The sequence below is a fragment of the Chryseobacterium kimseyorum genome (assembly GCF_025971945.1).
GTDB classification, from domain to species: Bacteria; Bacteroidota; Bacteroidia; order Flavobacteriales; family Weeksellaceae; genus Chryseobacterium; species Chryseobacterium kimseyorum.
The window spans coordinates 47036-71894 of sequence record NZ_JAPDHW010000005.1; the positions used below are offsets into that span (position 1 = coordinate 47036).

Annotated in this window: 23 protein-coding genes, 1 tRNA gene and 1 riboswitch; of the genes, 18 read left to right on the top strand and 6 right to left on the bottom strand. The window is 36.1% G+C overall.

Annotated features, from left to right (window positions below):
* Positions 1-55: 55 nt before the first annotated feature.
* From folB to OMO38_RS08375, 10 genes are all read left to right on the top strand, one after another.
* Positions 56-439 carry a dihydroneopterin aldolase gene (gene folB / locus OMO38_RS08330; protein WP_264749741.1) on the top strand — a complete coding sequence of 128 codons (384 nt, stop codon included), beginning with the start codon at positions 56-58 and terminating at the stop codon, positions 437-439.
* Between the two features lie 27 nt (positions 440-466).
* Positions 467-1828, top strand: a complete 1362-nt coding sequence (locus tag OMO38_RS08335; RefSeq protein ID WP_264749742.1) for a DUF4403 family protein — start codon at positions 467-469, stop codon at positions 1826-1828.
* A 31-nt stretch (positions 1829-1859) separates the two neighbouring features.
* Positions 1860-2369: an RDD family protein gene (locus OMO38_RS08340; RefSeq protein ID WP_264749743.1), complete on the top strand. Its 510-nt coding sequence runs from the start codon at positions 1860-1862 to the stop codon at positions 2367-2369.
* Positions 2370-2418: 49 nt separating this feature from the next.
* Positions 2419-2489, top strand: a tRNA-Cys gene (locus OMO38_RS08345).
* Positions 2490-2825: 336 nt separating this feature from the next.
* Positions 2826-3365: a glycine zipper family protein gene (locus tag OMO38_RS08350; RefSeq protein ID WP_264749744.1), complete on the top strand. Its 540-nt coding sequence runs from the start codon at positions 2826-2828 to the stop codon at positions 3363-3365.
* A gap of 55 nt (positions 3366-3420) precedes the next feature.
* Positions 3421-5058, top strand: coding sequence for an LIC_10190 family membrane protein (locus OMO38_RS08355; protein WP_264749745.1), 1638 nt, complete (start codon positions 3421-3423; stop codon positions 5056-5058).
* A 50-nt stretch (positions 5059-5108) separates the two neighbouring features.
* Positions 5109-6179, top strand: coding sequence for a chorismate synthase (aroC, locus tag OMO38_RS08360; protein ID WP_264749746.1), 1071 nt, complete (start codon positions 5109-5111; stop codon positions 6177-6179).
* A gap of 18 nt (positions 6180-6197) precedes the next feature.
* Positions 6198-6761, top strand: a complete 564-nt coding sequence (locus OMO38_RS08365; protein ID WP_264749747.1) for a thioredoxin family protein — start codon at positions 6198-6200, stop codon at positions 6759-6761.
* Positions 6758-7297 (top strand): TlpA family protein disulfide reductase, encoded by a 540-nt coding sequence (locus tag OMO38_RS08370; RefSeq protein WP_264749748.1) that lies wholly within the window; start codon positions 6758-6760, stop codon positions 7295-7297. Before OMO38_RS08365 ends, OMO38_RS08370 begins: the two co-directional genes overlap by 4 nt.
* Positions 7298-7377: 80 nt before the next feature.
* Positions 7378-7722, top strand: coding sequence for a YkvA family protein (locus OMO38_RS08375; RefSeq protein ID WP_264749749.1), 345 nt, complete (start codon positions 7378-7380; stop codon positions 7720-7722).
* A gap of 43 nt (positions 7723-7765) precedes the next feature.
* Here OMO38_RS08375 and OMO38_RS08380 read toward each other — a convergent pair whose 3' ends face one another.
* Positions 7766-8404, bottom strand: a complete 639-nt coding sequence (locus OMO38_RS08380) for a hypothetical protein (protein ID WP_264749750.1) — start codon at positions 8402-8404, stop codon at positions 7766-7768.
* A gap of 142 nt (positions 8405-8546) precedes the next feature.
* On the opposite strand from OMO38_RS08380, the gene pyrF reads away from it, so the two are divergent.
* Positions 8547-9926: an orotidine-5'-phosphate decarboxylase gene (gene pyrF / locus OMO38_RS08385; protein ID WP_264749751.1), complete on the top strand. Its 1380-nt coding sequence runs from the start codon at positions 8547-8549 to the stop codon at positions 9924-9926.
* Between the two features lie 52 nt (positions 9927-9978).
* Complete coding sequence (locus OMO38_RS08390) at positions 9979-12798, top strand: aminopeptidase (RefSeq protein ID WP_264749752.1); 2820 nt, start codon at positions 9979-9981, stop codon at positions 12796-12798.
* Between the two features lie 56 nt (positions 12799-12854).
* Here the strand turns inward: OMO38_RS08390 and OMO38_RS08395 are convergent, their stop codons facing one another.
* A complete protein-coding gene (locus tag OMO38_RS08395; protein ID WP_264749753.1) occupies positions 12855-13715 on the bottom strand; it encodes a lamin tail domain-containing protein in 861 nt (286 codons plus the stop codon).
* A 482-nt stretch (positions 13716-14197) separates the two neighbouring features.
* Here OMO38_RS08395 and OMO38_RS08400 point away from each other — a divergent pair, with 482 nt between their 5' ends.
* From OMO38_RS08400 to dusB, 6 genes are all read left to right on the top strand, one after another.
* Positions 14198-17395, top strand: coding sequence for a hypothetical protein (locus OMO38_RS08400; RefSeq protein WP_264749754.1), 3198 nt, complete (start codon positions 14198-14200; stop codon positions 17393-17395).
* A gap of 562 nt (positions 17396-17957) precedes the next feature.
* Positions 17958-18046: riboswitch (TPP riboswitch) on the top strand.
* A 69-nt stretch (positions 18047-18115) separates the two neighbouring features.
* Positions 18116-18838 carry a class I SAM-dependent methyltransferase gene (locus tag OMO38_RS08405; RefSeq protein ID WP_264749755.1) on the top strand — a complete coding sequence of 241 codons (723 nt, stop codon included), beginning with the start codon at positions 18116-18118 and terminating at the stop codon, positions 18836-18838.
* Positions 18835-19884: an AIR synthase family protein gene (locus OMO38_RS08410; RefSeq protein WP_264749756.1), complete on the top strand. Its 1050-nt coding sequence runs from the start codon at positions 18835-18837 to the stop codon at positions 19882-19884. Before OMO38_RS08405 ends, OMO38_RS08410 begins: the two co-directional genes overlap by 4 nt.
* Positions 19884-20513: a thiamine phosphate synthase gene (locus OMO38_RS08415; RefSeq protein ID WP_264749757.1), complete on the top strand. Its 630-nt coding sequence runs from the start codon at positions 19884-19886 to the stop codon at positions 20511-20513. Before OMO38_RS08410 ends, OMO38_RS08415 begins: the two co-directional genes overlap by 1 nt.
* A 3-nt stretch (positions 20514-20516) precedes the next feature.
* Positions 20517-20783 carry a Trm112 family protein gene (locus tag OMO38_RS08420; protein ID WP_264749758.1) on the top strand — a complete coding sequence of 89 codons (267 nt, stop codon included), beginning with the start codon at positions 20517-20519 and terminating at the stop codon, positions 20781-20783.
* 60 nt (positions 20784-20843) lie between these two features.
* Complete coding sequence (dusB, locus tag OMO38_RS08425) at positions 20844-21851, top strand: tRNA dihydrouridine synthase DusB (RefSeq protein WP_264749759.1); 1008 nt, start codon at positions 20844-20846, stop codon at positions 21849-21851.
* Positions 21852-22064: 213 nt separating this feature from the next.
* Here the strand turns inward: dusB and OMO38_RS08430 are convergent, their stop codons facing one another.
* The 4 genes from OMO38_RS08430 to OMO38_RS08445 form a co-directional block, all read right to left on the bottom strand.
* On the bottom strand, positions 22065-22379 hold the full coding sequence (locus OMO38_RS08430; RefSeq protein ID WP_264749760.1) for a hypothetical protein: 315 nt from the start codon (positions 22377-22379) through the stop codon (positions 22065-22067).
* 207 nt (positions 22380-22586) lie between these two features.
* Entirely contained in the window at positions 22587-23333 is a 747-nt protein-coding gene (gene deoC / locus OMO38_RS08435; RefSeq protein ID WP_264749955.1) for a deoxyribose-phosphate aldolase, read from the bottom strand.
* Between the two features lie 2 nt (positions 23334-23335).
* Entirely contained in the window at positions 23336-23806 is a 471-nt protein-coding gene (locus OMO38_RS08440) for an Lrp/AsnC ligand binding domain-containing protein (RefSeq protein WP_229983671.1), read from the bottom strand.
* A 28-nt stretch (positions 23807-23834) separates the two neighbouring features.
* Positions 23835-24767: an endonuclease/exonuclease/phosphatase family protein gene (locus OMO38_RS08445; protein ID WP_264749761.1), complete on the bottom strand. Its 933-nt coding sequence runs from the start codon at positions 24765-24767 to the stop codon at positions 23835-23837.
* Positions 24768-24859 lie beyond the last annotated feature (92 nt).

The following is a 24859-nucleotide window of genomic DNA, read 5'->3' on the forward strand; positions in this document are numbered from 1 at the left end:
TTCGTGTATTCGTGGCTAACAAAAATTTGCAGAAGCACCATTTTAATAATAATTTATGAGCAAAATATTTTTAGAAGACGTAAAAATCTACGCTTACCACGGCGTTCTTCCCGAAGAAAACATTATCGGGACGTACTATATTTTAAATGCAGAAATCCATACAGATCTGTGGGATGCTGCAGTTTCTGATGATTTGAATGATACAATAAGCTATGCGGACATTAATCAGATTCTTCATGATGAAATGAAGATTAAATCTAAACTGCTTGAGTATGTTGCTGGAAGAATTATCATGAAAATCAGTGAAAAATTCAATCAGATTTCTTACATTAAACTGAGAATAACCAAAACCAGTCCGCCGATGAAAGGTGAAATGAAAGGCGCAAGCATTGAATTGGAGAAAAGTTTTTTATTAGGCAGAATTACAGAAAATGAGTAATTTTCATTTTTAAAAAATCAAAACACAGTGAAGTTATTTAAAATATTCTTTCTATTGATTTCCATTGGTATTTTTGGTCAAACTAAAACTTCCGGAGATCCGATTTATAATTTTCCGAAAATAAAATCGAGCATTACAATGCCGGTGACGATTCCGTTGTCGGAAATCAGCAATATGATTAACGCCTCAGTGAAAGATTTGATTTTTCAGGATGATTCTTATACCGACAATAACAACGACCAGTTTAAAGTAAAAGTCTGGAAAACCCGTCCGATACGCTTGGTGGGAAGTACGAATCAGAGCATTTTAATTGAAGTTCCTTTAAAAATCTGGGCAGAGAAAGGCATTGGTACTTTAGGCATCTACAGTTATCAGGAAACGACTTTTGAAACGGTGATGTATTTTAAAACTGCACTAGACTTCAAAAACAATTGGTCAATCTCCACTTTTACTCAGCCTACAGGATTTAAATGGGTAAAAAAACCGGTTTTGGATTTTGGTAAGATTCAAATTCCCATTACCTCTTTAGTTGAAAAAAGCCTTAAAGAACAGCAATATAATTTCTGCAAAACTATTGATCAGCAAATGGCTTCGCAACTGAATTTCCAGCAGTATGCAGTTTTAGCTTGGAATGCTTTTTCTCAACCTTTTAGTATATCAGAAGAATACAATACCTGGTTGAAAATCACACCAATCAATGTCAATATTACTCCACTGAAATTTTACGGCAATCAGATTAACACCAATATCGGCATCGATATTTTCTCTGAAACCTACACCGGAACAAAACCTGAAGCTTCGCAACCCGCAAAAGCAGTGATGAATTTTAATTTCATTCCTCTTCTGGCAGATCAATTTGTTCTACAGACAACAGCAAATATTCCGTTTTCTGAAGCGACAAGTATTGCCAAAAAAACTTTTCTTAATAAAGAATTTGATATCAGAGATTCTAAAGTAAAAATTTCGGACATTAAGGTCTACGGTGAGGAAAACCGTATTATGATAGAAGCAGATACGGAAGGCTATGTAAACGGAACCGCTTTTATCTCAGGTATTCCTGTTTACGATGAAACCAAAAGAAAAATCGTACTTTCAGACACGAAATTCAAGCTTAAAACAGCCAACATTCTCCAGAAGTTAGCCACTTCCCTTTTCAAAGGAAAAATAGTGAAAATGATCGAGGACGAATATGGAATTCCTACCGCTGAACTGGAAACTACATCTAAAAAAAGCATTGAAGAAGCATTTAATAAAGAATATTACAAAGGTCTGAAAATGACTGGAAGAGTAGCCAATCTGAAACCACATCAGATTCTCTTAAATGATTCCGGAATTACCGCTGTAATTGATACAAATGCAAATTTAAGATTTACTTTAAAAGGATTTTAAAACATAAACCAACCTAAAACTACTAATTACCATGAGAACCTATCTAAAAATAATTGAAAGACACAGAGCCACAAAATGGGGACGATTAGGAAGTATCGTAATTGATAGAATTGTTTTCAATCTCTTCTTCTTTGCTTTTGCACTTATTGGGGGACTTATCGATGGAATGCTTGGAATTTATTACTTTACAAAATTTTTTGACCAGCTTGCAGGGATTGGAAGAGTGGCAGATATTGTGATAACCAATATTATTTTTTTCTGTTATATTTTCCTTTTGGAGTATTTTACGAAAGGTAGAAGTATTGGAAAGTTTGTGTTGGGAACTAAAGTTGTAATGACTGACGGAACAGAACCAACCGTAAAAGATTATCTGATAAGAAATATCTGCAGACTCGTTCCTTTTGACGGACTATCATTTCTGGGCGAAAACGGGTGGCATGACAGTTGGAGTGACACCCGAGTAATTAATATCAAAAATTATGAGGCTGAAAAACAGGCAAAAAGCGACATTGAAGATTTAGGAAAGAAAGAAATCGCTTAAAAACTTTGTTTGAATTATAAAAACTTCTATATTTGCACCACTTAAAAATGGTACTTTGGCCGAGCGGCTAGGCAGTGGTCTGCAACACCATCTACAGCGGTTCGAATCCGCTAGGTACCTCAAAAAAACCCTATTCAACTGATTATTCAGAGTTTAGGGTTTTTTGTTTTTTAGTATATTACATTAAAGATCTTTGAGAACTGAACTGATAATTTCGCGGCATTACCACGAATAATAAATCAGATAAGAAACACATTCAATGAAGGCAAATCTTCGATTCAAATCAATCTTAGTAACTGCATTTCTTCCGGTAAGATTTACTTCTAAAAATCTTTGCTATCGCCTTTCTACATTGAATTATTAAATTTTAACACTTCATTAACTAAAACTTGGCTTCATAATTGAACATACCACATATAACAGCTGCAAAGCTTAATGAATTTAAAAATTTGAGTTATGAAAAATATATTGTTAGCAGGACTTGTGTCGGTGATTACACTGACTGCCTGTAAGAAGGACGATCAAGTTGCAGAAAAATCTCTCGAACAACAAAAAATAGAATTTCAGGCGAGACAACTTGATATAGAGAAACAGAAATTAGCGATCGAAAAAGAAAGATTTGCATATGAAACTCAGAAAAAGGCAGATAGCCTTGTTGAAGTTCAAAAAGCAAAAACGGCTGCAGCAGCGGCAGCTCCACAGGTAATCAGAGAAACAAAAACGATATACAGAGACCGATCTTCAAGTTCAAACAGTGGTAGTGTAGCCAACAACGGAAGCAGTTCTACAGGAACAACTACAACTAAGAAAAAAGGAATCAGTGAAGCTGCAAAAGGTACTGCAATCGGTGTAGTCAGTGGTGCTGCTTTAGGTGCTATTGTTAACAAGAAAAACCGTGGCGGTGGTGCAGTAGTTGGTGGAGTTATCGGTGCCGCAACAGGTTATACTTTAGGTAGAGCACAGGATAGAAAAAGCGGGCGAGTTCAGCCTAAATAGATAAAATTGTTTTTAGAAAACAATAAAGATTGCTTATTTTTAAGCAATCTTTTTTATGCTGTTTATTTTACTCGCCATAATCATCATCATCCCCACTCTATCAGGTTGGGGAAAACTGGTTGAAAACTGTACTTTAACCCAATTGTTTCACGGACTTACAGGAAAAATATTTTTAGGAATTTTTGCCGTCAGCATCCTTTGGACTGTACTTTCATTTTTCACTCCTTTAAACTTAACCGTAGAAATCCTGACCATTGTCCTGGGACTGTATTATTTTTTTAAAGAAAAACTATATCTGCAGTTGTATCAGTTTACTAAAAAAAACTCTGTTTTTTTAGCAGTCAGTTTATTGATCATTTTATTCTGCGGTTCATTTTATCCTTATATTTTAGATCACTTTGGATACTATTTTCCGAGCATCCAGTGGCTGAGAGAATACGGCTTGGTGAAAGGAATTTCAAACCTCGATCTTGTTTTAGGGCAAATGTCTGTCTGGCATATTTTTCAGGCCGGATTTTCTAATTTCAGCGACCCATTTTTAAGGATCAATGCTGTCTTATTGACCGTTTATTTACTCTATATCATTGAGAAAAAAAGCTGGATTCAATTATGTTTTCTGCCCATTTTACTCCTGTTTTCCCAATCACCAAGTCCTGATCTGCCGGTAATTGTATTTTCTCTGATTCTTTTAAATGAAATTCTGTCAGACAACAGAAACACTAACCTCTTATTTGCTTTCTCAGTATTTGTTTTTGCTATAAAACCAACTATGATCTGGCTGCCGATTTTAAGCTTCCTCTATTCGATTTTTATCGTCAAATGTCAACTGAAATCTTTAATACCAGGAATACTTGTTCTGTTCTTATTTTTCTTTAAAAACATCTGGACGTTTGGATATCCAGTTTTCCCGGTTGCTGTGCTTGACTTTGGATTCAGCTGGAAACCTAATGCAGAATTATTAAAGTCTTCTTCAGAATTTGCAATTTTAAAAACTTTTGACAATCAATATACATATCAGCAAATTCAGGAATTTTCTACTTTAGACTACATTAAAAACTGGTTATTTTTAGCCGGAATTAAGTCGGTCTTCAATATTTTATTTGTTTTCAGTTTGATTATTCTGATCATTTTTGCTTTTATTAAAAAAAACAAAATCATCACCTTTATCTGTATTTCAATTCTGATAAAAAGTATTTTGGTGTTGCTGTTCTCAGCACAGTACCGTTTTTTTATCGATGTATTTTTCGCGGTTATCTTCCTGCTGCTTTTCAAATATTTTGATAAAAAAAAATCGATCACCTTCTACTCTTTCTTATGCATAATTTTCGTTGGATTTATCACCTTTCCATCACTGATCGCACAGTCAGTTCCGAGTTACAGAATGTCATCGATGATGGGGACATTTGAATTAAAACAACTGTACAAACCCTCTGCATACACTTACAGAAAATACCATTCTTTTGAAACCGGAAATCTGAAATTTAATGTCTCAGACAAATACCCTTTTAACTTTGACACTCCTATTCCGGCGATCTCAGAAAGTTTTGTTTTCGATTATCAAAAAGCAGGAATCTTCCCACAACCGATTGACAAAAATGATATTCGAAAAGGATTTATCTCTAAAAAAATGACTCCTTACGAACATACACAAGTGAAAATTATAACCGAAAAAATCAAAAACTCTTATAAATAGTAACCGCTTAAAGACTTTACCATCTAAATAAAAATCGGTAATTTTGTACTATGTTCAATACTTTAGGGAATCTACTCAGCCTGACGACTTTCGGCGAAAGTCACGGTTTGGCGTACGGCGGAATCATCAACAATTTTCCGGCAGGACTGGAAATAGATTTAGACAAAATTCAACACGAGCTTGACCGTAGAAAACCAGGTCAGTCAGCGATCGTTACACAAAGAAAAGAGAGTGATACTGTGAAATTTCTTTCAGGAATTTTTGAAGGAAAAACTACAGGAACTCCTATCGGTTTTATGATTGAAAATGAAAATCAGAAGTCAAAAGACTATGATCACATTGCGCAATCTTATCGCCCAAGTCACGCAGATTTCACGTATGACCAAAAATTTGGAATCCGTGATTATCGTGGAGGCGGAAAATCTTCTGCGCGCGAAACCATCAACTGGGTTGTTGCAGGAGCATTAGCAAAACAGCTTCTTTCAAACATTGAAATCAATGCTTACGTTTCTTCTGTAGGAGAAATTTTCTGCGAAAAACCTTATCAGGCATTAGACTTTTCTAAAACTGAAAGCAACGAAGTTCGCTGTCCGGATGCAGAAACGGCTGAAAAAATGATTTCAAAAATCAAAGAAATCAAAAAAGAAGGCAACACCATTGGCGGAACGATTACCTGTGTCATCAAAAATGTTCCCGTAGGAATCGGTGAACCGGTTTTTTCTAAATTACAGGCTGAACTTGCAAAAGCAATGCTGAACATCAATGCCTGCAAAGGTTTTGAATATGGAAGTGGTTTTTGCGGTGCCAAGATGACAGGAAGTGAACACAACGATCAATTTAATACAGATTTTACCACAAAATCAAATCTTTCCGGGGGTATTCAGGGTGGAATTTCAAACGGCATGGATATCTATTTCCGGGTAGCTTTCAAACCTGTGGCCACTATTTTAAGACCTCAGGACAGTGTTGACAAAAACGGAAATGCGGTAACCGTAGAAGGAAAAGGAAGACATGATCCCTGCGTGGTACCAAGAGCAGTGCCAGTGGTCGAAAGTTTGGCGGCTTTTGTTTTAGCCGATCTTTTTTTGATCAACAAAACGAGAAATTTAAATCAATTTTAAACTTAAATATTTTAAGTAATGCAAAATTACTGGGACAAAGCAATCAGTTTCGATGAATATATTCAAATTGCCAATCAGAGATTGAACAATCCTGAAAACGCAAAAGATCTTGAATACAAACCTTATTACGAACTCGGAATCCAGAGAATGGACAGAACGCTTAAAAAGTTTGTGATCGATGAAGACCAATTGAGTGAATTAAAATCAAAAAACTTTGACGGCAAAATTTTGATTATTTCTGAAGCCTGGTGTGGTGATGCAAGCGCAACTGTTCCTGCTTTGGTTAAATTTTTTGAAGGTGAGAATGAGGTCAAAATTTTTCTGAGAGACAGCGACAGCAGCCTGATTGAGCAGTTTTTAACCAACGGCACGCAGTCTATCCCGAAAGTCATTATATTGGACAAAGATTTAAATGTGAAAAACTCATGGGGACCGAGACCAAAATTCGGACATGAATTATTATTAAAACACAAAGCAAATCCTGAAGAATATCCTAAAGAATTGTTTTATAATGATCTTCAGGTCTACTATTCCCGAAACAGAGGTAAAGATTCGATTCAGGAAATTTTAGAATTATTATGAAGAAATTAATTATATACGTTGTTGTACTCGCAGTTTTGGGAATCGTTTTTTTAGTTCCCGGGATTAGAAATACTTTGAAAGATATGTTTTTTCCTGTGGCTACCATAGAAAGAGCTGTACATATTGAAGCGGATGATTACGATGTAGACCTTCAGGGAATTAATGTAGCAAATACCAATATGAAGAATTTCAGGAATAAACCTGTCTTTCTTAACTTTTGGGGAACATGGTGCGCACCATGCAGAAAAGAATGGCCATCTATCCAAAGACTGTATGACAGGAGAAAAGATCAGGTAGATTTTGTTTTAATCGCAATGGAAGACCAGGAGCCGGCAGTAAGAAAGTTTCTTAAAGAAAATAATTATACCGTTCCTGTATATATTGCACAAAGCCCTATCTCTGAAAAGATACTTCCGAAAGCGTTCCCTACAACGTTTCTACTTGACGAAAATGGAAGAATTCTAATCAAAGAGGACGCAGCAACTGACTGGGATTCAGAATCTATTCATCAGTTTATTGACAATATCGTAAAATAACTTTAACTTAAAATTATAGTTTGTTGGTACAGAATTTGCGAAATTCAAAGAGTTAAAAATTATTTTAAAGCAAACACAAAATGAAATATTCAAAACTCAATTTAGCGAAGGAAGCGATCAGCCACAAAGGCTTCGTAAAAAAAATTCCTGACATTTTCAGAATGGTCAATATGTGGAGAAGAGGAGAATATCCTGTAAAATCTATTAATCTCATTCTACCGCTGCTGGGACTTCTTTATGTACTGTCGCCCATTGATGTTATTCCTGACTTTATTATCGTTGCAGGGGTTTTAGATGATTTAGCGGTTTTATCTTTAGCAATTCCTAAACTGATAAGAGAGGTTGACAAATTTCTACTTTGGGAAGCAGAAAGAAAATATGGCACAGAGAATACGAAAATTATTGACGCTGAAATTGTTAAATAATATTTAAACCATCTTTATTAGATGGTTTTTTTGTGGAAATATATCAGGGCATAATGATTTTACCAAAAATTTCCAGCCAGAAAATAAATCCTGCTATCCCACCAATCAATCCGGCGATAATAAATGTTAACCTTTGGTGTATTGGGATAAATTTAAATATAACAATCACTAATACTATAAAACCTATAACAGCGGATGGTAAGATAATCGACCAACCGGGCAAATTTAAATACTTAGCCAGTTTTATTTCATCACCCCGAGCAGAGAATTTGCCTTGAGATAGATACCCTATAATCCAACCCGTAAAGTTGGCCGTCTGTCGTAACCAAAACAGAGACAGAAAAACAAAAACCCACCGCTTAAGATCTAAGGCCGAGGCAAGTTGATTTTTCCGAAAGACAAACAAGAGTATCAAACCGATTGTTCCCACAAGCATTGTCTGAACGGGACCGCCTAATGTAAAAATAAAATGATCAAAATGATCTTTCCCTCTCAAAGAACTATCATAGATGACACTTGTGTAACCGTAATGAATTTCCGTATTAAATCCTCTCAATTTTGCGGCAATAAAATGACCATACTCATGCGAGACAGTTCCTACAACAGTTGCAAAAACAAATGCACTTATGAGAAGTAGCAGTAATTTGAATTCTATTTTGAAAATAATAAACTTTCCTACCATCAGTGTTATCAAAAAATTTGGATTAGATAATTTACGATTAAATATAAAAATAATTTCTCAGCATAAACGGTGAATCATTTTCAATGATAAATTTTCGGGCATCAGTTCAAATCATTAAATTTGTAGCATCTAATAAAAAATAATGGAAAGTAAAAAAGAATTCTTTTTAGAGTGCTATAAACTGGGGATCATCAAATTCGGAAGATTTACCTTAAAAAGTGGAATTGAAAGTCCGTTTTATGTAGATCTTAGACCTTTAGCCTCAGATCCTAAAATTTTAAAAAATTTAGCTAATTATTTATTGGAAATGCTTCCGTTGGATAATTTTGATTTGATCTGCGGAGTTCCTTACGCTGCGCTTCCGATGGCTACTGCAATGTCTCTTGAAAGTTATATTCCATTAATTATTAAAAGAAAAGAAGCCAAAAACTACGGTACCAAAAAATTAATCGAAGGAATTTATCAGAAAGGACAAAACTGTCTTTTGGTGGAAGACGTGATCACTTCCGGAAAATCTTTGATTGAGACGATTGCCGAAGTTGAGCAGGAAGATCTAAAAGTTGCTGATATTGTTGTGGTTCTTGATAGAGAACAGGGCGGGAAACAGCTTTTGGAAAGCAAAGGATATAAAGTTCATACACTTTTCAATATTTCAGAAGTATGCACAATTCTTCAGGAAAACGGAGAGCTTTCTGACGAAGAAGTAAAAAGAATTCAGGATTTCCTTGCCGGAAATCACATTCAGTTTGAAGAAAAAACAAGACTTTCATATCAGGAAAAATTTGAAACTTCCCAGCATTCGGTTTCAAAAAAATTATTAGAAATAGCTTTGGCAAAAGAATCAAACCTGATTGCTTCTGCTGATGTTACAACCACTCAGGAATTGCTTGAACTTGCAGATAAAGTAGGTCCGCACATTATTGCTTTAAAAACGCACATCGATATCATTTCTGATTTTGATTATCAAAACACCATCGTTCCGCTAAAAGAACTGGCTTCAAAACATCAGTTTTTGCTGATGGAAGACAGAAAATTTGCTGATATCGGAAACACTCAGGAATTACAGTTTACCAGCGGAGTTTTCAAAATAACAGAATGGGCAGACTTTGTCACTTCTCAGGTCATTGGAGGTTTCGAATCTTTGGATTGTTTTAAGAATGTAGGCGTTGTGGCGATTATCGGGATGTCTTCTAAAGGAACTTTAACGACAAACAGTTACAGAGAAGAAGCTTTAAAAGTAGCTCAATCTCACCCGAACGTTATCGGTGGAGTTTCTCAGAATGCTCTTCCAGATGAAATGTTGCTGTTTACTCCAGGAGTAAATCTTGCAGATTCCGGTGACGGAAAAGGACAGCAGTATAATACTCCAGAACATGTTTTCAGCTCGCTTCATACCGACTTTATTATTGTAGGAAGAGGAATTTATAAATCTGAAAATCCTGAAAATGCTGCAATTGAGTACAAAAATGAAGGTTGGAAAGCTTATTTAAATTCTTTAGAAAAAAAAGCAATTCAGCAGTAAAATCATCTTTATTATATTTAAAATAAGTTATATTTGATGCTTTATCATCAAATTGAAAAAGTTTAGCATTTGTTTTATTCTGTTTTGGGGAGTTGTACAGGTTTCTGCACAGAAAGACAGCATTTATATTGCTGCAAAATTATCTGAAAACAAAAAATTTCTGGAGGTCAGTGAGGAAATTGTTTATCATAATCATTCTGAAAAACCTTTAGACAGCATTAAACTTCTCAATTGGGTCGCTGCTTACAACAAACGGGGAACCTCTCTTGTTTACAGAAAACTGGAGGATCGAAACAGCAGCCTGCATTTTGCAAAACCGGAAACTTTAGGCAAAATTTCAGACTTTAAGATAAACAGCAAAAACAGTCTGTCGGTTTCCAATATTGATGTTTCTGGAGAAAACTTATTTTTCATTCTCAATCAACCTTTGCCGGCTGGAGAAAGCATCAGACTCAACTTACAGTATCAAATTCAGCTTCCTGATAAAAAATTTACAGGCTATGGAACTTCTGACAATACTATCGCTTTAAAATATTTCTTTATTGTTCCGGATCATTTTGATCCGGACAATATTTCTAAAAGAAATTACCACGACATCGAAGAATCGGTGAATTTCAATACCTACTGGAAATTTAATTTTAATCTTCCAGCCAATCATTTCATCAATGGTAATCTTCAGCAGGACAGCACCTATTCCTTTACAGGATATTTAGATGCAGATCCGGAATTTGTTATTTCTCAAACTCAGTTTCCGACTATAAATGTTCATTCTGACGACATCAATACCGAGATAAAATTCGGCTATGCGATCAGTCCACAGGAAATTCAGAATTTAGAATTTTTTCTTCCACTTCATTTGAAGTTTATTAAAGATAAAATTGGTTTTGTTCCGGAAAGACTTTTTATTTCTGATAAATTCAGGGCTAAAGAAGATTTTTTCGGGAATAACGACATCAGTTTCTGGAAATTTAAGTTTAAAATTTTCACCGATGCAGAAAAAGTAGACCTCGATTATTTCGGAATCATTGCGAAGAAAATATTAGATGAAAGCATTATCACCGATAAACAGGATCATCACTGGTTCAAAAACGGACTGAAATCTTACCTCGAAATACAATACCTGAAAAAATTCTACGGAGAAACCAAACTTCTGGGAAATCTTCCTGAGACAAGCGTTTTGGGAATCAAACCTTTAAAATGGTTCCACGCATCGGATGTAAAATTGCTGGACCGTTACGGTTTGGCGTACCAATATATCATGTCCCAAAATCTTGATCAGAAAATCGATGAACCTTTCGGTGCGCTGAGCAATTTCAACGACATGGCGATCAGCAGTTTTGAAACGGGAAGTCTTTTCAGTTTTTCTGCCAATAAGATGGGTGAAGAGAATTTTAACAGTTTAATTAAAAAATATATTGCAGAAAACAGAGATCAGCAGGTTAATCCTGAAGAATTTCTAAAGCAGCTTTCAGAAAAGGAGCCAACAACAGATTATTTAGCTGAGTTTTTAAAACACAAAAACAGAGTCAATTTTAAACTCAAAAAATTTAAGGCTAAAGATGATTCTTTAGAGATCAGAATTGCTAAAAACACTGATGATTCTATTCCTGTAAAACTTGAAACTCAGACCAGAGATGGCGAGAGAAAATCTTACTGGATAGAAACTGAGAAAAACCAAAGGCTGCAAACCGTCAGTCTTCCCGGAGAAAATGTATACAAAATTACACTGAATGATGATTACATCTTCCCGGAAGCAAACTACCGAGACAACTTTTTGTACACTAAAGGTCTGTTTTCAAACTCAAAAAAGATTAAATTTAAGCTGATTAAAGACATTCCCAATCCGGAATTCAATGAGATTTATCTGAATCCGAGAATTCGTTTTACAAATACATATGATAAGTTTCTGATCGGGATGAACTTTAAAAACCAGTCGTTGTTTGATCAGAAGTTTTTATACTCCATCACTCCGTCATTCAGTACAGGTACAGGAAAACTTACAGGTTCGGGAGCTGTTGCCTACTCTTTTCTGCCAGCTGAAAGCATTATACAGAGCCTAACTTTTGGAGTTTCGGGATCTTATTTTCATTATGACTATGATTTGGCTTACAGAAAAGCGTCTTTATATTCAAATATAAGTTTCAGAAAAAACCCCAGAAGTACGGTAAGCAGAGGCGCAAGTTTTTCTTATAATTATTTCCAGAGAGATCTGAATCCGAGGATGATTGCCAACCGGGATTATGATAAATATAATCTTTGGGCTTTGGGCTACGGTTATTCCGACAACCAGATGATTCATGAAAAAAGCTTCAGCATCAGCACTCAGGCGATGCATGATTTTAATAAAATTACCGGAGAAGCTTTTTACAGATGGGAATTTGCACCAAGACAGAAATTAAGCCTGAGACTCTTTGCCGGATATTTCATGAGAAACGAAACCAGAAACAATACATTTGATTACGGAATCTCAAGAGTATCTGACTATTCTTTTTCTTACAACCTTCTTGGCCAGAGTGCAACGGGTGGTATTTTATCTCAGCAATTTATTTTGGCTGATGGTGGTTTTAAATCATTCATTCCTGGAACCGTTAACCAGTTTATTACTTCAGTAAACGTTGACACCAGCGTATGGAAAATTTTTCATGTATATGCCGATGCGGGAATATTTAAAAATAAAAACAATCCTACCCAGTTTATTTGGGATAGTGGAGTGAAAGTGCGTGTAATTCCTGATTTTCTTGAAATTTATTTCCCGGTACAGTCTTCCTTAGGATTTGAACCTGGCTTTAAAGATTATGGAAAAAGGATCAGATATACTTTAGTTCTTAATCTAAGCACAATCATCAACGCGGCAAGACGGGGCTGGTACTAAAAAGAAACAGCTGTCGGCTGACAACTGTTTCCATCTTACTAAAACTATAAACTAAATTAATTTTTTAATATTTTCTGAGACACCGGCTGATTGTTTACCGTTCCTGTAACGATGTAGTTGCCTTTTTGTAACTCAGAAATATTCAAAGCAGCCCCTTCTTTCACCGTAGCTGTTTTCACAACCTGACCAGAAAGACTGTAAATTTTCACATCTTTAACTTCAACTCCAAAAATTATTTCCTCATCACGGACGAACGAATTTTTGATAAAATTTGATTTTGCAGAATTATTATACAAGTCATTAACTGCAAGCGTTGCCGCCTGTGGTGTAGGTATTGTCGCCGTAAAGTCTACAAAATTATTGTTTGTATCTCCCGATGTTCTTGTAATTGAATTTAAGATCGTTGGAGACGGAGCCGGTGCTGAACCCTCATATTGATTTACAGTTCCATAACCTACAAAATCTAAAACATTGGCTGCTGTTGGCCCTGTAACCTGTGTAGTATTACTTGCAAGAGCAACTTTTCCTGAAGTGAGACCGATAGACAAACCTACGCCTACCAAAGGACTTGATCCGTCAAAATTGAGTACAAGAGCTACGATGAGATTCGGATTGACAAGATTGATTAGTCCCAGAAGACCATCGGAGCCTTCCTGTATTAAGTAAGTTTGCCCAGGGCTTAAAGTGATATTTGGCAATGTATGATATTGCGTAAATCCACCAGTTGCCCCGCCATATTGAATAGTTGCGCCATTCAGAGAGGCTGAAGAAGAGCCAATATTTTTTAATTCTATGAAATCGTTCGCCAGTGTTGCGCCTAAAAGTCCTCCACCAGTGTACACTTCATTAATCACAATCTGTGCATTAGCAAATGCAGTCATCGAAACCAGTCCGATAATAGTAAATATCCTTTTCATAACATAATATTTAATTGGTATGTTAAATAAATTAACAAATACGGTACCAAAATCATAACATAATGTTAATATTATTAAATTATTTTAAATGAATAAATTATGCCTGGCATAGAAAAATTTACTGCTTGACAAGTTTTAAAGACAAGTCCTTACCTGAAAAATTTCAAAAGACGAATCGACGATTACCATTGAGATTTAAAGAGTTTATTCTGCTATCTGGGAATCAGAGGAAAATTCTTAAAAAGAATTTTATTTGCAATTGCCGTTGTAATAGATTTCATCACAGCGATTATATGATTCTTTTGACGTTTACTAATCATCGTACGACAATTAAAATTCAGAAAACATTATGCTGTATACAATATTTCAGTTATATAATTGTTAATCATGTTAAAACCCTAACCGTTCACATTTTTTAGTTATTTTTACCAATTATTTTCACAATCTTGCGGAATTCGGTTCTGATTTTCTTTCTTTTAATAATGGGCATTTCACTGAATAATGCACAAATTTTCTCGTGGAAAAATCCCAATATTCCCCAGGACAGTATTAAAAAAGACAGTGTTCTTGCAGCCAGACTGGAACAGGACATTTTTGCAAAAGACACCATGGATTTTGTGAAGACAAGCAACAGGATAATCGTTGACGAAGCTGTTCTTGCAAAAAATGATAAAAAACGTTTTTTAGGCGAATTAAATTCTAAAGGATCCATCATTCGTGGGATTACTTTTGGTAATAATCAGGGACAGTCTGTACAGAGCTCCATGGACTTACAAATCTCAGGACGGCTTTCGAAGGACGTGACTGTTTTAGCCAGTATTTCAGACCATAATTTACCGATTCAGGCAGATGGATATACGCAGACGCTTGAAGAATTTGACAAGATTTATATGCAGCTCAATATTAAGGATAAATCTATTCTTAGAGCAGGACATCTCGACCTCGTTGACGATAAAAATTATTTTGCCAAATACCAAAGACGAAGTATGGGACTTCAGTTTCAGACCCAGTTTGGAACCGAAAACAAAACATTTGTTGACGTCTCATTAGGTGTCGCACGAAGTGAATTTCACAGAATTCGTTTTCAGGGTGTGGAAGGTAACCAGGGACCTTACCGTCTGACAGGGAAAAACGGCGAACAGTTTATCACATTGATTTCAGGATCAGAACAGGTTTTTATTGACGGGATCTTGATGAAACGTGGAGAAAATCAGGATTATGTGATTAATTACAATACAGGCGAAGTTACTTTTACCAGTTTCCGTCCTATTTTTCAACAGAATTTCATCACGATTTCATTTAATTACACCAACAGAAATTATTCACGATATTTATTTACTGGAAAACTGCAGCATCAGCGTGAAAAATTCAGAATCGGGCTGAACTGGTTTATGGAAAACGACAACAAGAATGCACCGTTAGCTTTAAATTTATCTAAAGAAGACGAGCAGATCTTAGCAGATGCCGGAAACGATCCTAACCAAATGTATGCCCCTTCTGGTGTGGTTGCAGAATATGATGTCAATAAAATACTGTACAGTCTTGTTCAGGATACTAACGGTAATCATTATCAGTTTTCAACTGATGCGACCCAGACGTTATACCAAGTCTCATTTACTTATTTCGGTGCAAATTTAGGTGACTACAAATTGACGCAGACAACCAACAACGGTCGTGTTTTCGAATATGTAGGTCCCAATGCAGGTGATTACAGAGCCGTAAGAAAACTGCCTTCTCCTCAGAAAGCTCAGGTTTACACCATGAATACTGAATATTTATTGAAGGATGGGAAAATTGGTGCAGATATTTCTTTAAGCAATTACGACCTTAATTTGTTTTCATCTAAAGATTCTGATCAGAATTTAGGATATGCCGCAAGAATTTTCGGGAACAAAACATTTACAAAAAACAACTGGAAAGGAACTCCAAGCTTTGAATATCAGTACATTGACAAGCAGTTCCACATTCTCGACCGTATCAACGATGTAGAATTCTCGAGAGATTTTAACTTAGCTCAGGAATTCAGCGGTAAAACTCAGAACAGATTTATCTTTAACTTTCTGAATAGATGGAACAACAAATCAGCTTTAAATTACCGTGTCAACTATCTTGACGAGCAGGATTCTTATAAAGGAATTAAAAATGATTTAGACTTCAGCTGGATTAAGGGAAAATTTCTAACCAAAGGGAGTCTATCATATCTGGATACCAATGCTACTCTGCAAAACACAAAATTCATACGTGGCGGAGCTTCTTCCGAATACACCGGTGAAAAAGGAAGCTGGGCACTCGGCGGAAGCATGGAGCATAACGAAAAGAAATTTAATGAAACTCAGCTGATGGATGTGACCAGTTTCAGCTGGAAAGAACTGTTCGTTCAAAAGAAAATCGGTGACAGTACGAGAACCAAACTTTTGGCTAAAATGTACATCAGAGATAATGACTCTGTGCGCGACAACCGACTGCAGAACATGAACAGGATTCTAGGTTTTATGGCAGAAAGTCAGTTGATTAAAACCGAAAAAACTACATTAAATGCTTTAATTCATTACCGAAAATTTTTCTACAAAAATGAAGATGTAGATATGAATCAGAATAAAGATTTTGTCGTTGGAAACATTCTTTACAATCAGCAGCTCTTTAAAAACGGGATGCGTCTTCAGGCATTCTATGAATTAGGAAACGGACAGGAAGCGCAACGTGAATTTCAATATATAAAAGTTACCGACGGCCAGGGAATTTACAAATGGACCGATTACAATGGTGACGGCATTCAGCAGCTGGATGAATTTGAAATTGCAGAATATTCAGATTTGGCTCAGTATATTAGGATCTACACAAATTCGGTCCGATACATTCCGTCCAACAAAAATAAGTTGCAGTTGTCATTATTCGTTAATCCGGCAATAGTTTTTAACTCTGAAAATAAATTTTTAAAACGCTGGAATTTTAATGTTTCATTAAATTCTCAAAACTCATATTTCAAAAGAGATAAAGTTTTGGTTCTAAATCCTTTTGAGAAAAGTGACGATCAGATTCTCAAGAATCAGAACATTTTAGCTTCCGTCCAATTTAATCCGACCGAAAAATCAGGCTGGAATGGAAACTACCGATTTATCGCCAACGACAACCTTATCAATGCGAATTTCAGTAACGAAGAGAGAAATCAGACCTCGCATTTCGTGAACCTTGGATATTGGTTTAATAAAGAATTCAGAGTCGACTGGGAAAACTCCGTTCACGACTTACAAAACTCTTCCCAGCTTTTTGCCACAAGAGATTACCGCTTGAATAATTTTGAGACGAAACCGAAAGCCACCTATAAATTTACTGACGCTATACAGGCTGAATTTTCGTCTGCATACCGTGAAAAGAAAAGAGTGGACGGAGAAGAACTCCTGAAGGCTTTTGACATTACCGGAACGCTTCAGTGGGAGCGCAAGAAAACTTCCATTCGTGGAAATTTCTCTTTCATCAATAATGATTTCACCGGAAACAATTTCAGCATCGTAGGAAACCAAATGCTTGACGGTTTAAAGCCAGGGAAAAACCAGGTTTGGAGCGTATTTGTACAGCAGGCAATTAATTCTTTCCTGCAGTTAAATCTAAATTACGAAGGCCGTAACTCGGGTGACCGTACGATTCATATTGGAAGTATGCAGGTGAAGGCGAGTTTTTAAATGATTAAGGTTATAAAAGAAAACAAGGTGAAATTTTCATTTCATGTGTTTTAAATTGAACCATTTCGTGGTTCTTTAAAATTCCGACAAACATATATCATCTTCTTATTGTCCATGGGTTTCACCCACGGCTATTGTTGTTGAACCACTTCGTGGTTCTTCAAAAATTAGATTGATGTACATTATCTTCTTATTGTCCATGGGTTTCACCCACGGCTATTTATATTGAACCACTTCGTGGTTCTGTGGAATTCTTACATAATTTCTTTGCTGCTTGTCTATGGGTTTCCACCTACAGATATTTATATTGAACCACTTCGTGGTTCTTCAAAAATTTGATTGACGTACATTATCTTCTTATTGTCCATGGGTTTCACCCACGGCTATTTATATTGAACCACTTCGTGGTTCTTCAAAATCTTTAATCTAACATCTATCACCCAAATTTTAAATTTGGGTCCTTTCACTTTTCACTTGGCTCTTTTTACTTTTTACCTTTTACTTTTTACTTTTTACTTTTTACTTTCCTCTTAAACCTCCTTTTCCCTATATTTGTTCAGTAATAAAATACACGGGGTGCCGAAAGGCTGAGATCATACCCGATGACCTGATTTGGATAATGCCAACGTAGGGATGTCTGCTTAAAATATTTTCATTTTATGCTTTAGTCGTTCGCATGCTTATCTGTGGTCTGAACTGAATAAATCAACATAAAATAAAATGGAAGTAACAAAGTATTCCGGAGAACTTATCCCCCAACAAGACAAAGACTGGCAAGGAAGACCCGAGTGGTTTTTCAACCGTGAACATACCGATACTTACGAATTGTGGTATGAAGGCCGGTACAAACGTGCCGAAATCTGGCAGAAAAAAGTCATGGAACAGCTCGTTTCCAAAGATCAGAGAGTAAAAACTTTATTAGAATTCGGTTGTGGCACTACCCGATTTACCCGCTGGTGGAAAAACATCGGGATTGAAGCAACGGGCGGAGATATTTCTCCTTTAATGTTGTCTCAGGCCGTTCATCTTTTTGAAGGCGATCTGGTGATGGCAGATTCTCATTTTATGCCTTTTAAAGATCACACTTTCGACTCACTGGCATTCATCACCACATTTGAATATTACAAAGATCCTGTAAAAGTTATTCGCGAGGCGGCACGTGTTGCCAGGTACGGAATTGCGATGGGAATGATGAACAGAAATTCGCCGAAAGTTGCAAGGAGGCGCGTGCAGCAGTTATTTGGGAAAAACCCTTTCTATGTAACCGCAACTTTTTACACACCAAAAATGCTGACCGAAATTATCGAAAGAGCTCTGGTCGGAAGAAAATATACGATCGAATGGACTTGTACAGGGCTTCCGAAATGGTTTCCAGTTCAACAATGGAATGTTCCCATCGGTGATTTCTTTGGACTTTACATTCAACTAAATGATGTGGAATGAGTGATACTTTAGGCAAAATAAATCATTCTCAATTTGAAGATTTTCTGAAGCAACGATGCGGTAAGGAACGTGATGAAGTGCTCGTAGGTCCCGAGTTTGGCGTCGATGTTTCCGTAGTAGATCTGCATGACGGAAAAGCAATGGCTATGACGAGTGATCCGCTGTCTTTAATTCCATCTTTGGGTTTGGAAGAATCGTCGTGGCTGTCGGTACATCTGATGGCTAATGATATGGCAACAACAGGTTTTGCACCGATGTTTGGGCAGGTTGTTTTAAATCTTCCTGCTCAGCTTTCAAAAAATGATTTTGAAATTTATTGGAATTACATTCATCAGTTCTGTAAAGATATTGGTGTAAGCATTACCGGCGGACATACTGGTTTCATCGAAGGACAGAATTCTACTATTGCAGGCGGTGGAACTTTTATAACCATTGCTCCGAAAGAAGAAATTCTGGTTTCAAAATATTCAAATGTTGGCGATGTAATTTTAGTGACTAAAACAAGTGCGCTTTCATCAACAGCCATTTTAGCGATGAGTTTCCCAGAAACGGTTAAAAATAAAATCGGGAAAGAGTTTTTCTATTCTGCCTCCGCTTCTTTTTATGAAACCTCATCTTTGAAAGACGCTTTGACCGCGGTGCAGACTGAAAACTCAGGCGTAACAGCCATGCACGATGTGACAGAAGGTGGAGTTTTGGGAGCGATTTACGAATTAGTAATCGCATCAGGAAACGGCGCTGAAATTTTTAATGAAAAACTTCCAGTTGGTGAAGTTCAAAATGCAGTGTGTAATCTATTTTCGTTAGATCCTAGATATTGTATCGGCGCCGGTTCGATGATTATCACCTGTAAAAAGGAGAAAGCTTCGGAAATTATATCGAGACTGGAAGCGAATCATATTCCCTGTACAGAAGTTGGAGTGGTGACCGAAAAAAATCTTGGAATTAGATTAATTGAAAACGAAAAAGCAAGTGACTTAATCTACTGCGAGGAAGATCCTTACTGGAATGCTTTTTTTAATGCTTACAAAAACGGGTGGAAATAATGAGAAAATTAACCATACAATCCCGAATTTATTTAATCATTGATCCCTCGATGGATCAGGAAATTCTCTTTTCTAAATTCAATCTAATTGTACAGGAAAAAATAGCAGCCATTCAGATCTGGGACCATTTTAAAGACAATCAGAATCTTGAAGAACTGCTTTTAAAAATTTATGCAAAAACTTCTTTACATAAAATTCCTTTACTCATTAATAACCGCTGGGAAATTCTAAAACAAATTCCGCTGGATGGAATTCACTTCGATGAAATTCCTGAAAACTTTAATCAAATCAAAAAAGAAATCAACCGTGATTTTATTACTGGAATTACCTGCAACAATGACCTTGCAACGATTGAATATGCTGAAGAACATCATTTCGATTATATTTCTTTCTGCTCGATGTTTCCATCTCAAACAGCAAACAGCTGTGAGCTGGTCAGTTTTGAAACTGTTCAGAAAGCGAAAAGTATTTTTAGCGGGAAAATTTTTCTTGCGGGAGGAATTGATTTAAATACAATTGAAAATTTAGACAAATTAGATTATGACGGAATCGCTGTGGTCTCAGGAATTATGAGTGCAGATAATCCGTCAGAAACTATTAAAGAGTATCAACAAAAAATTAAAAAGTAAAAAATGAGAATAAAAACCATTGAAAAATTATGCTGTCCCTTTGACAGATCAGATTTAGATTTAACCATTATTTCGCAGGATGAAACTGAAAATATTATGGAAGGCTTACTGATCTGCGACAACTGCAAAAGAGTCTACCCAATCATCAGTGGAATCCCGATTATGTCACCTGACGAATACCGTGAATTTAAGCTGGAACAGCCCGTTTTAGAACGCTGGGAAAAACATCTGGAAGGAAAAAAAGTCGAGAATTTCAGGCTGATTTCGTAACGATAACAGCAATAGATAATTTCAAAATGCTGAAAGTTTAGAATTTCGTAAATTTGCAGCATGATAAAAATAGGCAACATAGAACTGCCGGAATTTCCGCTTTTGCTTGCACCAATGGAAGATGTGAGCGATCCGCCGTACAGAAGACTGTGCAAATTGCATGGTGCAGATATGATGTATTCAGAATTTATCTCTTCTGAAGGCTTGATTCGTGATGCGATGAAGAGCAGAAAGAAGCTGGATATTTTCGATTATGAGAGACCTGTAGGAATCCAGATTTTTGGTGGCGACGAGGAAGCAATGGCGATGTCTGCAAGAATTGTAGAGACCGTAAACCCTGATTTGGTGGACATCAATTTTGGCTGTCCGGTAAAAAAAGTGGTTTGTAAAGGTGCCGGAGCCGGAGTTTTGAAAGATGTTGATATGATGGTGCGTCTGACGAAAGCTGTGGTAAGTTCAACAAGTCTTCCCGTTACGGTAAAAACCCGTTTGGGATGGGACAGCAATTCAATTAATATTGATGAGGTTGCAGAACGTCTTCAGGAAACTGGCATCAAAGCGCTGACTATTCATGCGAGAACGCGTGGGCAGATGTACAAAGGTGAAGCCGACTGGGAACACATCTCAAGAATTAAGCAAAACCCGAATATCGAAATTCCAATTTTTGGAAACGGTGACATCGATTCGCCTGAAAAAGCTTTGGAATATAAAAATAAATACGCCTGCGACGGAATTATGATTGGCCGTGCTGCTATCGGTTATCCTTGGATTTTTAATGAAATCAAACATTTCTTTGCAACCGGAGAACATTTGGATGCACCAACCATTTCAGACCGACTTTTAGCGGTTCGTCAACACGCAGAATGGAGTGCAGAATGGAAAGGTGAAAAATTGGGATTAATTGAAATGAGACAGCATTACAGCAATTATTTCAGAGGAATTCCACATTTTAAAGATTTCAGAAGAAAGTTTCTTGAAGTTTATTCTTTAGAGGAAATGGATGAAGTGATCAAGGAGACACAGGAGTTTTATGAGGAGTTTCAGGTGAATGCTGAGGCTAAGGTTTAGGTTAATTTTTAACCATTAGGGTCTGTTCAGAATTTTGTGATTGCTCAGACGAACTTCGCATTTAGGTACGAGAAATATATCTGTATTTCTCTCTTAATATAACTAAATATCAACGCTGCCAGCGTTTTGAACGCTGGCAGGGTTATGAGATAAAAGCAAACCTATCAAAAATTTGATGGGTTTGCTTTTTTTAATTATTACTGGAATAATTTTTTATTTCTTAATATCAGTTTTTACATCCTGATACGTTTTTTCTACAGCATTAGCTCCTTTCTTCGCTGTTTTTTCTGTCCACTGTGCGCCCTGTTTTACACCTTTTTTAGTGGCATCAGCACCTTTTTTGGCTGTTTCACCTGTCCATTTTGCTCCTTTCTGAACTCCTTTTTTGGTCGCCTGAGCTCCTTTCTTGGCGGTGTTTCCTACAGCCTTTGCGTCTTGTTTTACTGCTTCTTTTACCGTCTGTTTCTCCTGTGCACTGGCAGTAAATGAGATCATTAAAACAGCCAGTATTGAAATTACTTTTTTCATTGTATTTAAAAATTTAATTATTACTTTATCTTATTCAAAACAAATTATTCACATCCGTTTTCCGATCAAATCTGATTGCTTAGAAATTGTTTCAGATAATAGTAACACTAAAACCCTGCCAGCATTTAAAACGCTGGCAGAGTTGAATATAGGTAATTGAAATATAGTAAATAACAAACCCATCAGATGGTGATGGGTTTGTTTATTTTAGTATCCTTCTGAAGAAGATTCATCTTTAATTAAAGCTAAGGCAGAGGAAGTTCCTATCCTTTTGACACCGAGATTGATCATCTTTTCGGCATCTTCGGGAGTTCGCACACCACCTGCCGCTTTTACAGGAAGTTTCCCTGCATTGTCCAGCATAATTCTTACGCCTTCAAATGTGGCTCCATTTGGCTTTCCGTTTTCTGTTTCATAGAAACCTGTTGATGATTTAACGAAAATTTCAGATAAATCATTTTGAGAAAAATTCTCTTCTGCCCAATTGGAGATATTCTTGGTTAAATCAGCAATTTGCTCATCCGTTAAAGCCGCGATCTCAATGATCCATTTGGCAACCTTTCGGTTCTGAATACATAATTGAGTACAGGTTAGAAATTCTTCTTTTACATATTCTAAATTTCCTTTCAGATATTCTAAATAATTGATGACAAAATCTAGTTCATCTGCCCCATCTTCAATGGCTTTCTTAGCTTCAGCCAGTTTTTCATTTAAAGAATAAGTACCTTCATGAAAACCAATGACAGTTCCTAAAATCACATGAGAATCTCTTTCGTCGAGGTATTTTCTGATTTCTGCAACATAATCTGGCCGAATCATTACTGCAAAAATTCCATTCTCAATAGCTACCTGCGCAAGTTCTCTTACAGTAGCCAAAGTTTCTTCTTCGGAAATACCTGACTGTAAATGTGTTTTTAAATAAGTTGAATCTAAATACTGAGCAATATTCATTATAGTTATACTTTGAGTTGTCGGTTGATTCCTTGCTCCAAAGATATAAAAGTTTCGGTTCTTGTCACTCCTTTCATTTTCTGAAGTTTATTTAAAATCTCCATTAGATGATCGTTGTCTATGCATAAAACTTTTAGGAAGATGGTATAATTCCCAGTTGTATAATGTGCTTCCACCACTTCATTAACATCTTTCAGGGCTTTTACCACATCTGGATAGTGGCTTGGCTGATCAAGAAACATTCCGATATATGATACCACTTTGTATCCTATTTTTCTGGGATTTAGAAATGATATAGAATTCTCTATCACTCCTGCATGTTCAAGTTTTTTGATTCTTTGGTGTACAGCTGTAGTTGAGATGCCTACCTGTTTGGAGATATAGGCTAAAGAACTTTTGGCATTATCCATCAACATATAGATAATTTCTTTATCTAAAGGGTCTAAGTGATAGCTTGTACTGGTTGAGTTTTTCATCATTGATTATTACTTTTTATATTATCATTTATTTTTTCAATACTACAAAAACAGGAAAATGGTCACTGTAACCGCCCAGATATCGGGTTCCAGCATAAGTTCTGAAAGGTCTTTCGTTAAACATTTTATTTCGGCTCCTCAGTTTTTCAGGCTTAAAAATTTTGGCGTCATAAAACGATAGCGATTGGTTATTATCAAAAAAAGATCTGGAAAGCAGAATCTGGTCGAAAAGAAGACCCGATTTATAATGAAATGCTGAATAATTGTGAGTAGAATAAAGCTCCTGGAAAGGATTTTCTAAAATTTTCTGATGCGTATCATCAAAAAGAATTTTCACTAAATTTTCATCATCCGGATTTTCATTAAAGTCACCACACAAAATGACATTTTCCTTTTCTATATTGACGATCTGAAGAATCCTGTTTCTGATTTCGCCAAGAATATATTCACGCTTGGGCTGATTAATATCTTTTTCGCGTTTTGAAGGAAGATGCGCAACAAAAATATTGATGATCTCTTCCTTATATTTTACCTTTGAAAACAACACATCTCTGGTTGTATCATAATTTTCAGGATTTTTATCTAAAATTTCGAAAAAGAATGTAATTGCCTCAGAATCGATGATTTCGATTTTCGATTTATCGTAAAGCAAGGCAACATCCACCTTTCTTTCATCCATCGAATTGTAATGTACTATTCCGTATTGTGAATTGAAGGGACTCATCTCCACAAGATCTTCCAATACTTTCCTTCCGGAGATCTCAGAGAGACCAATCATGCATGGCAGAATGCCTGTTTCTTCTTTCATCAGCTGAAAGACGTGTGAAATTTTGAATAGCTTGTCTCTGTACTTTCTTTCGTCCCAGTTTCTTAAACCCGATTTTGTAGGATCTAGCCTATGGTTAGGCGGTGGGTCTGGCAAAAATAAATTTTCTACATTATAAAAAGCAAACAATTCCATCTACACGTTTTTCTATTGACACTCTGAAATTTTAAATTTTAATTTCAGAATGTAAATTTATTCTTTTTTTCAGTACCATACCACTAAACATA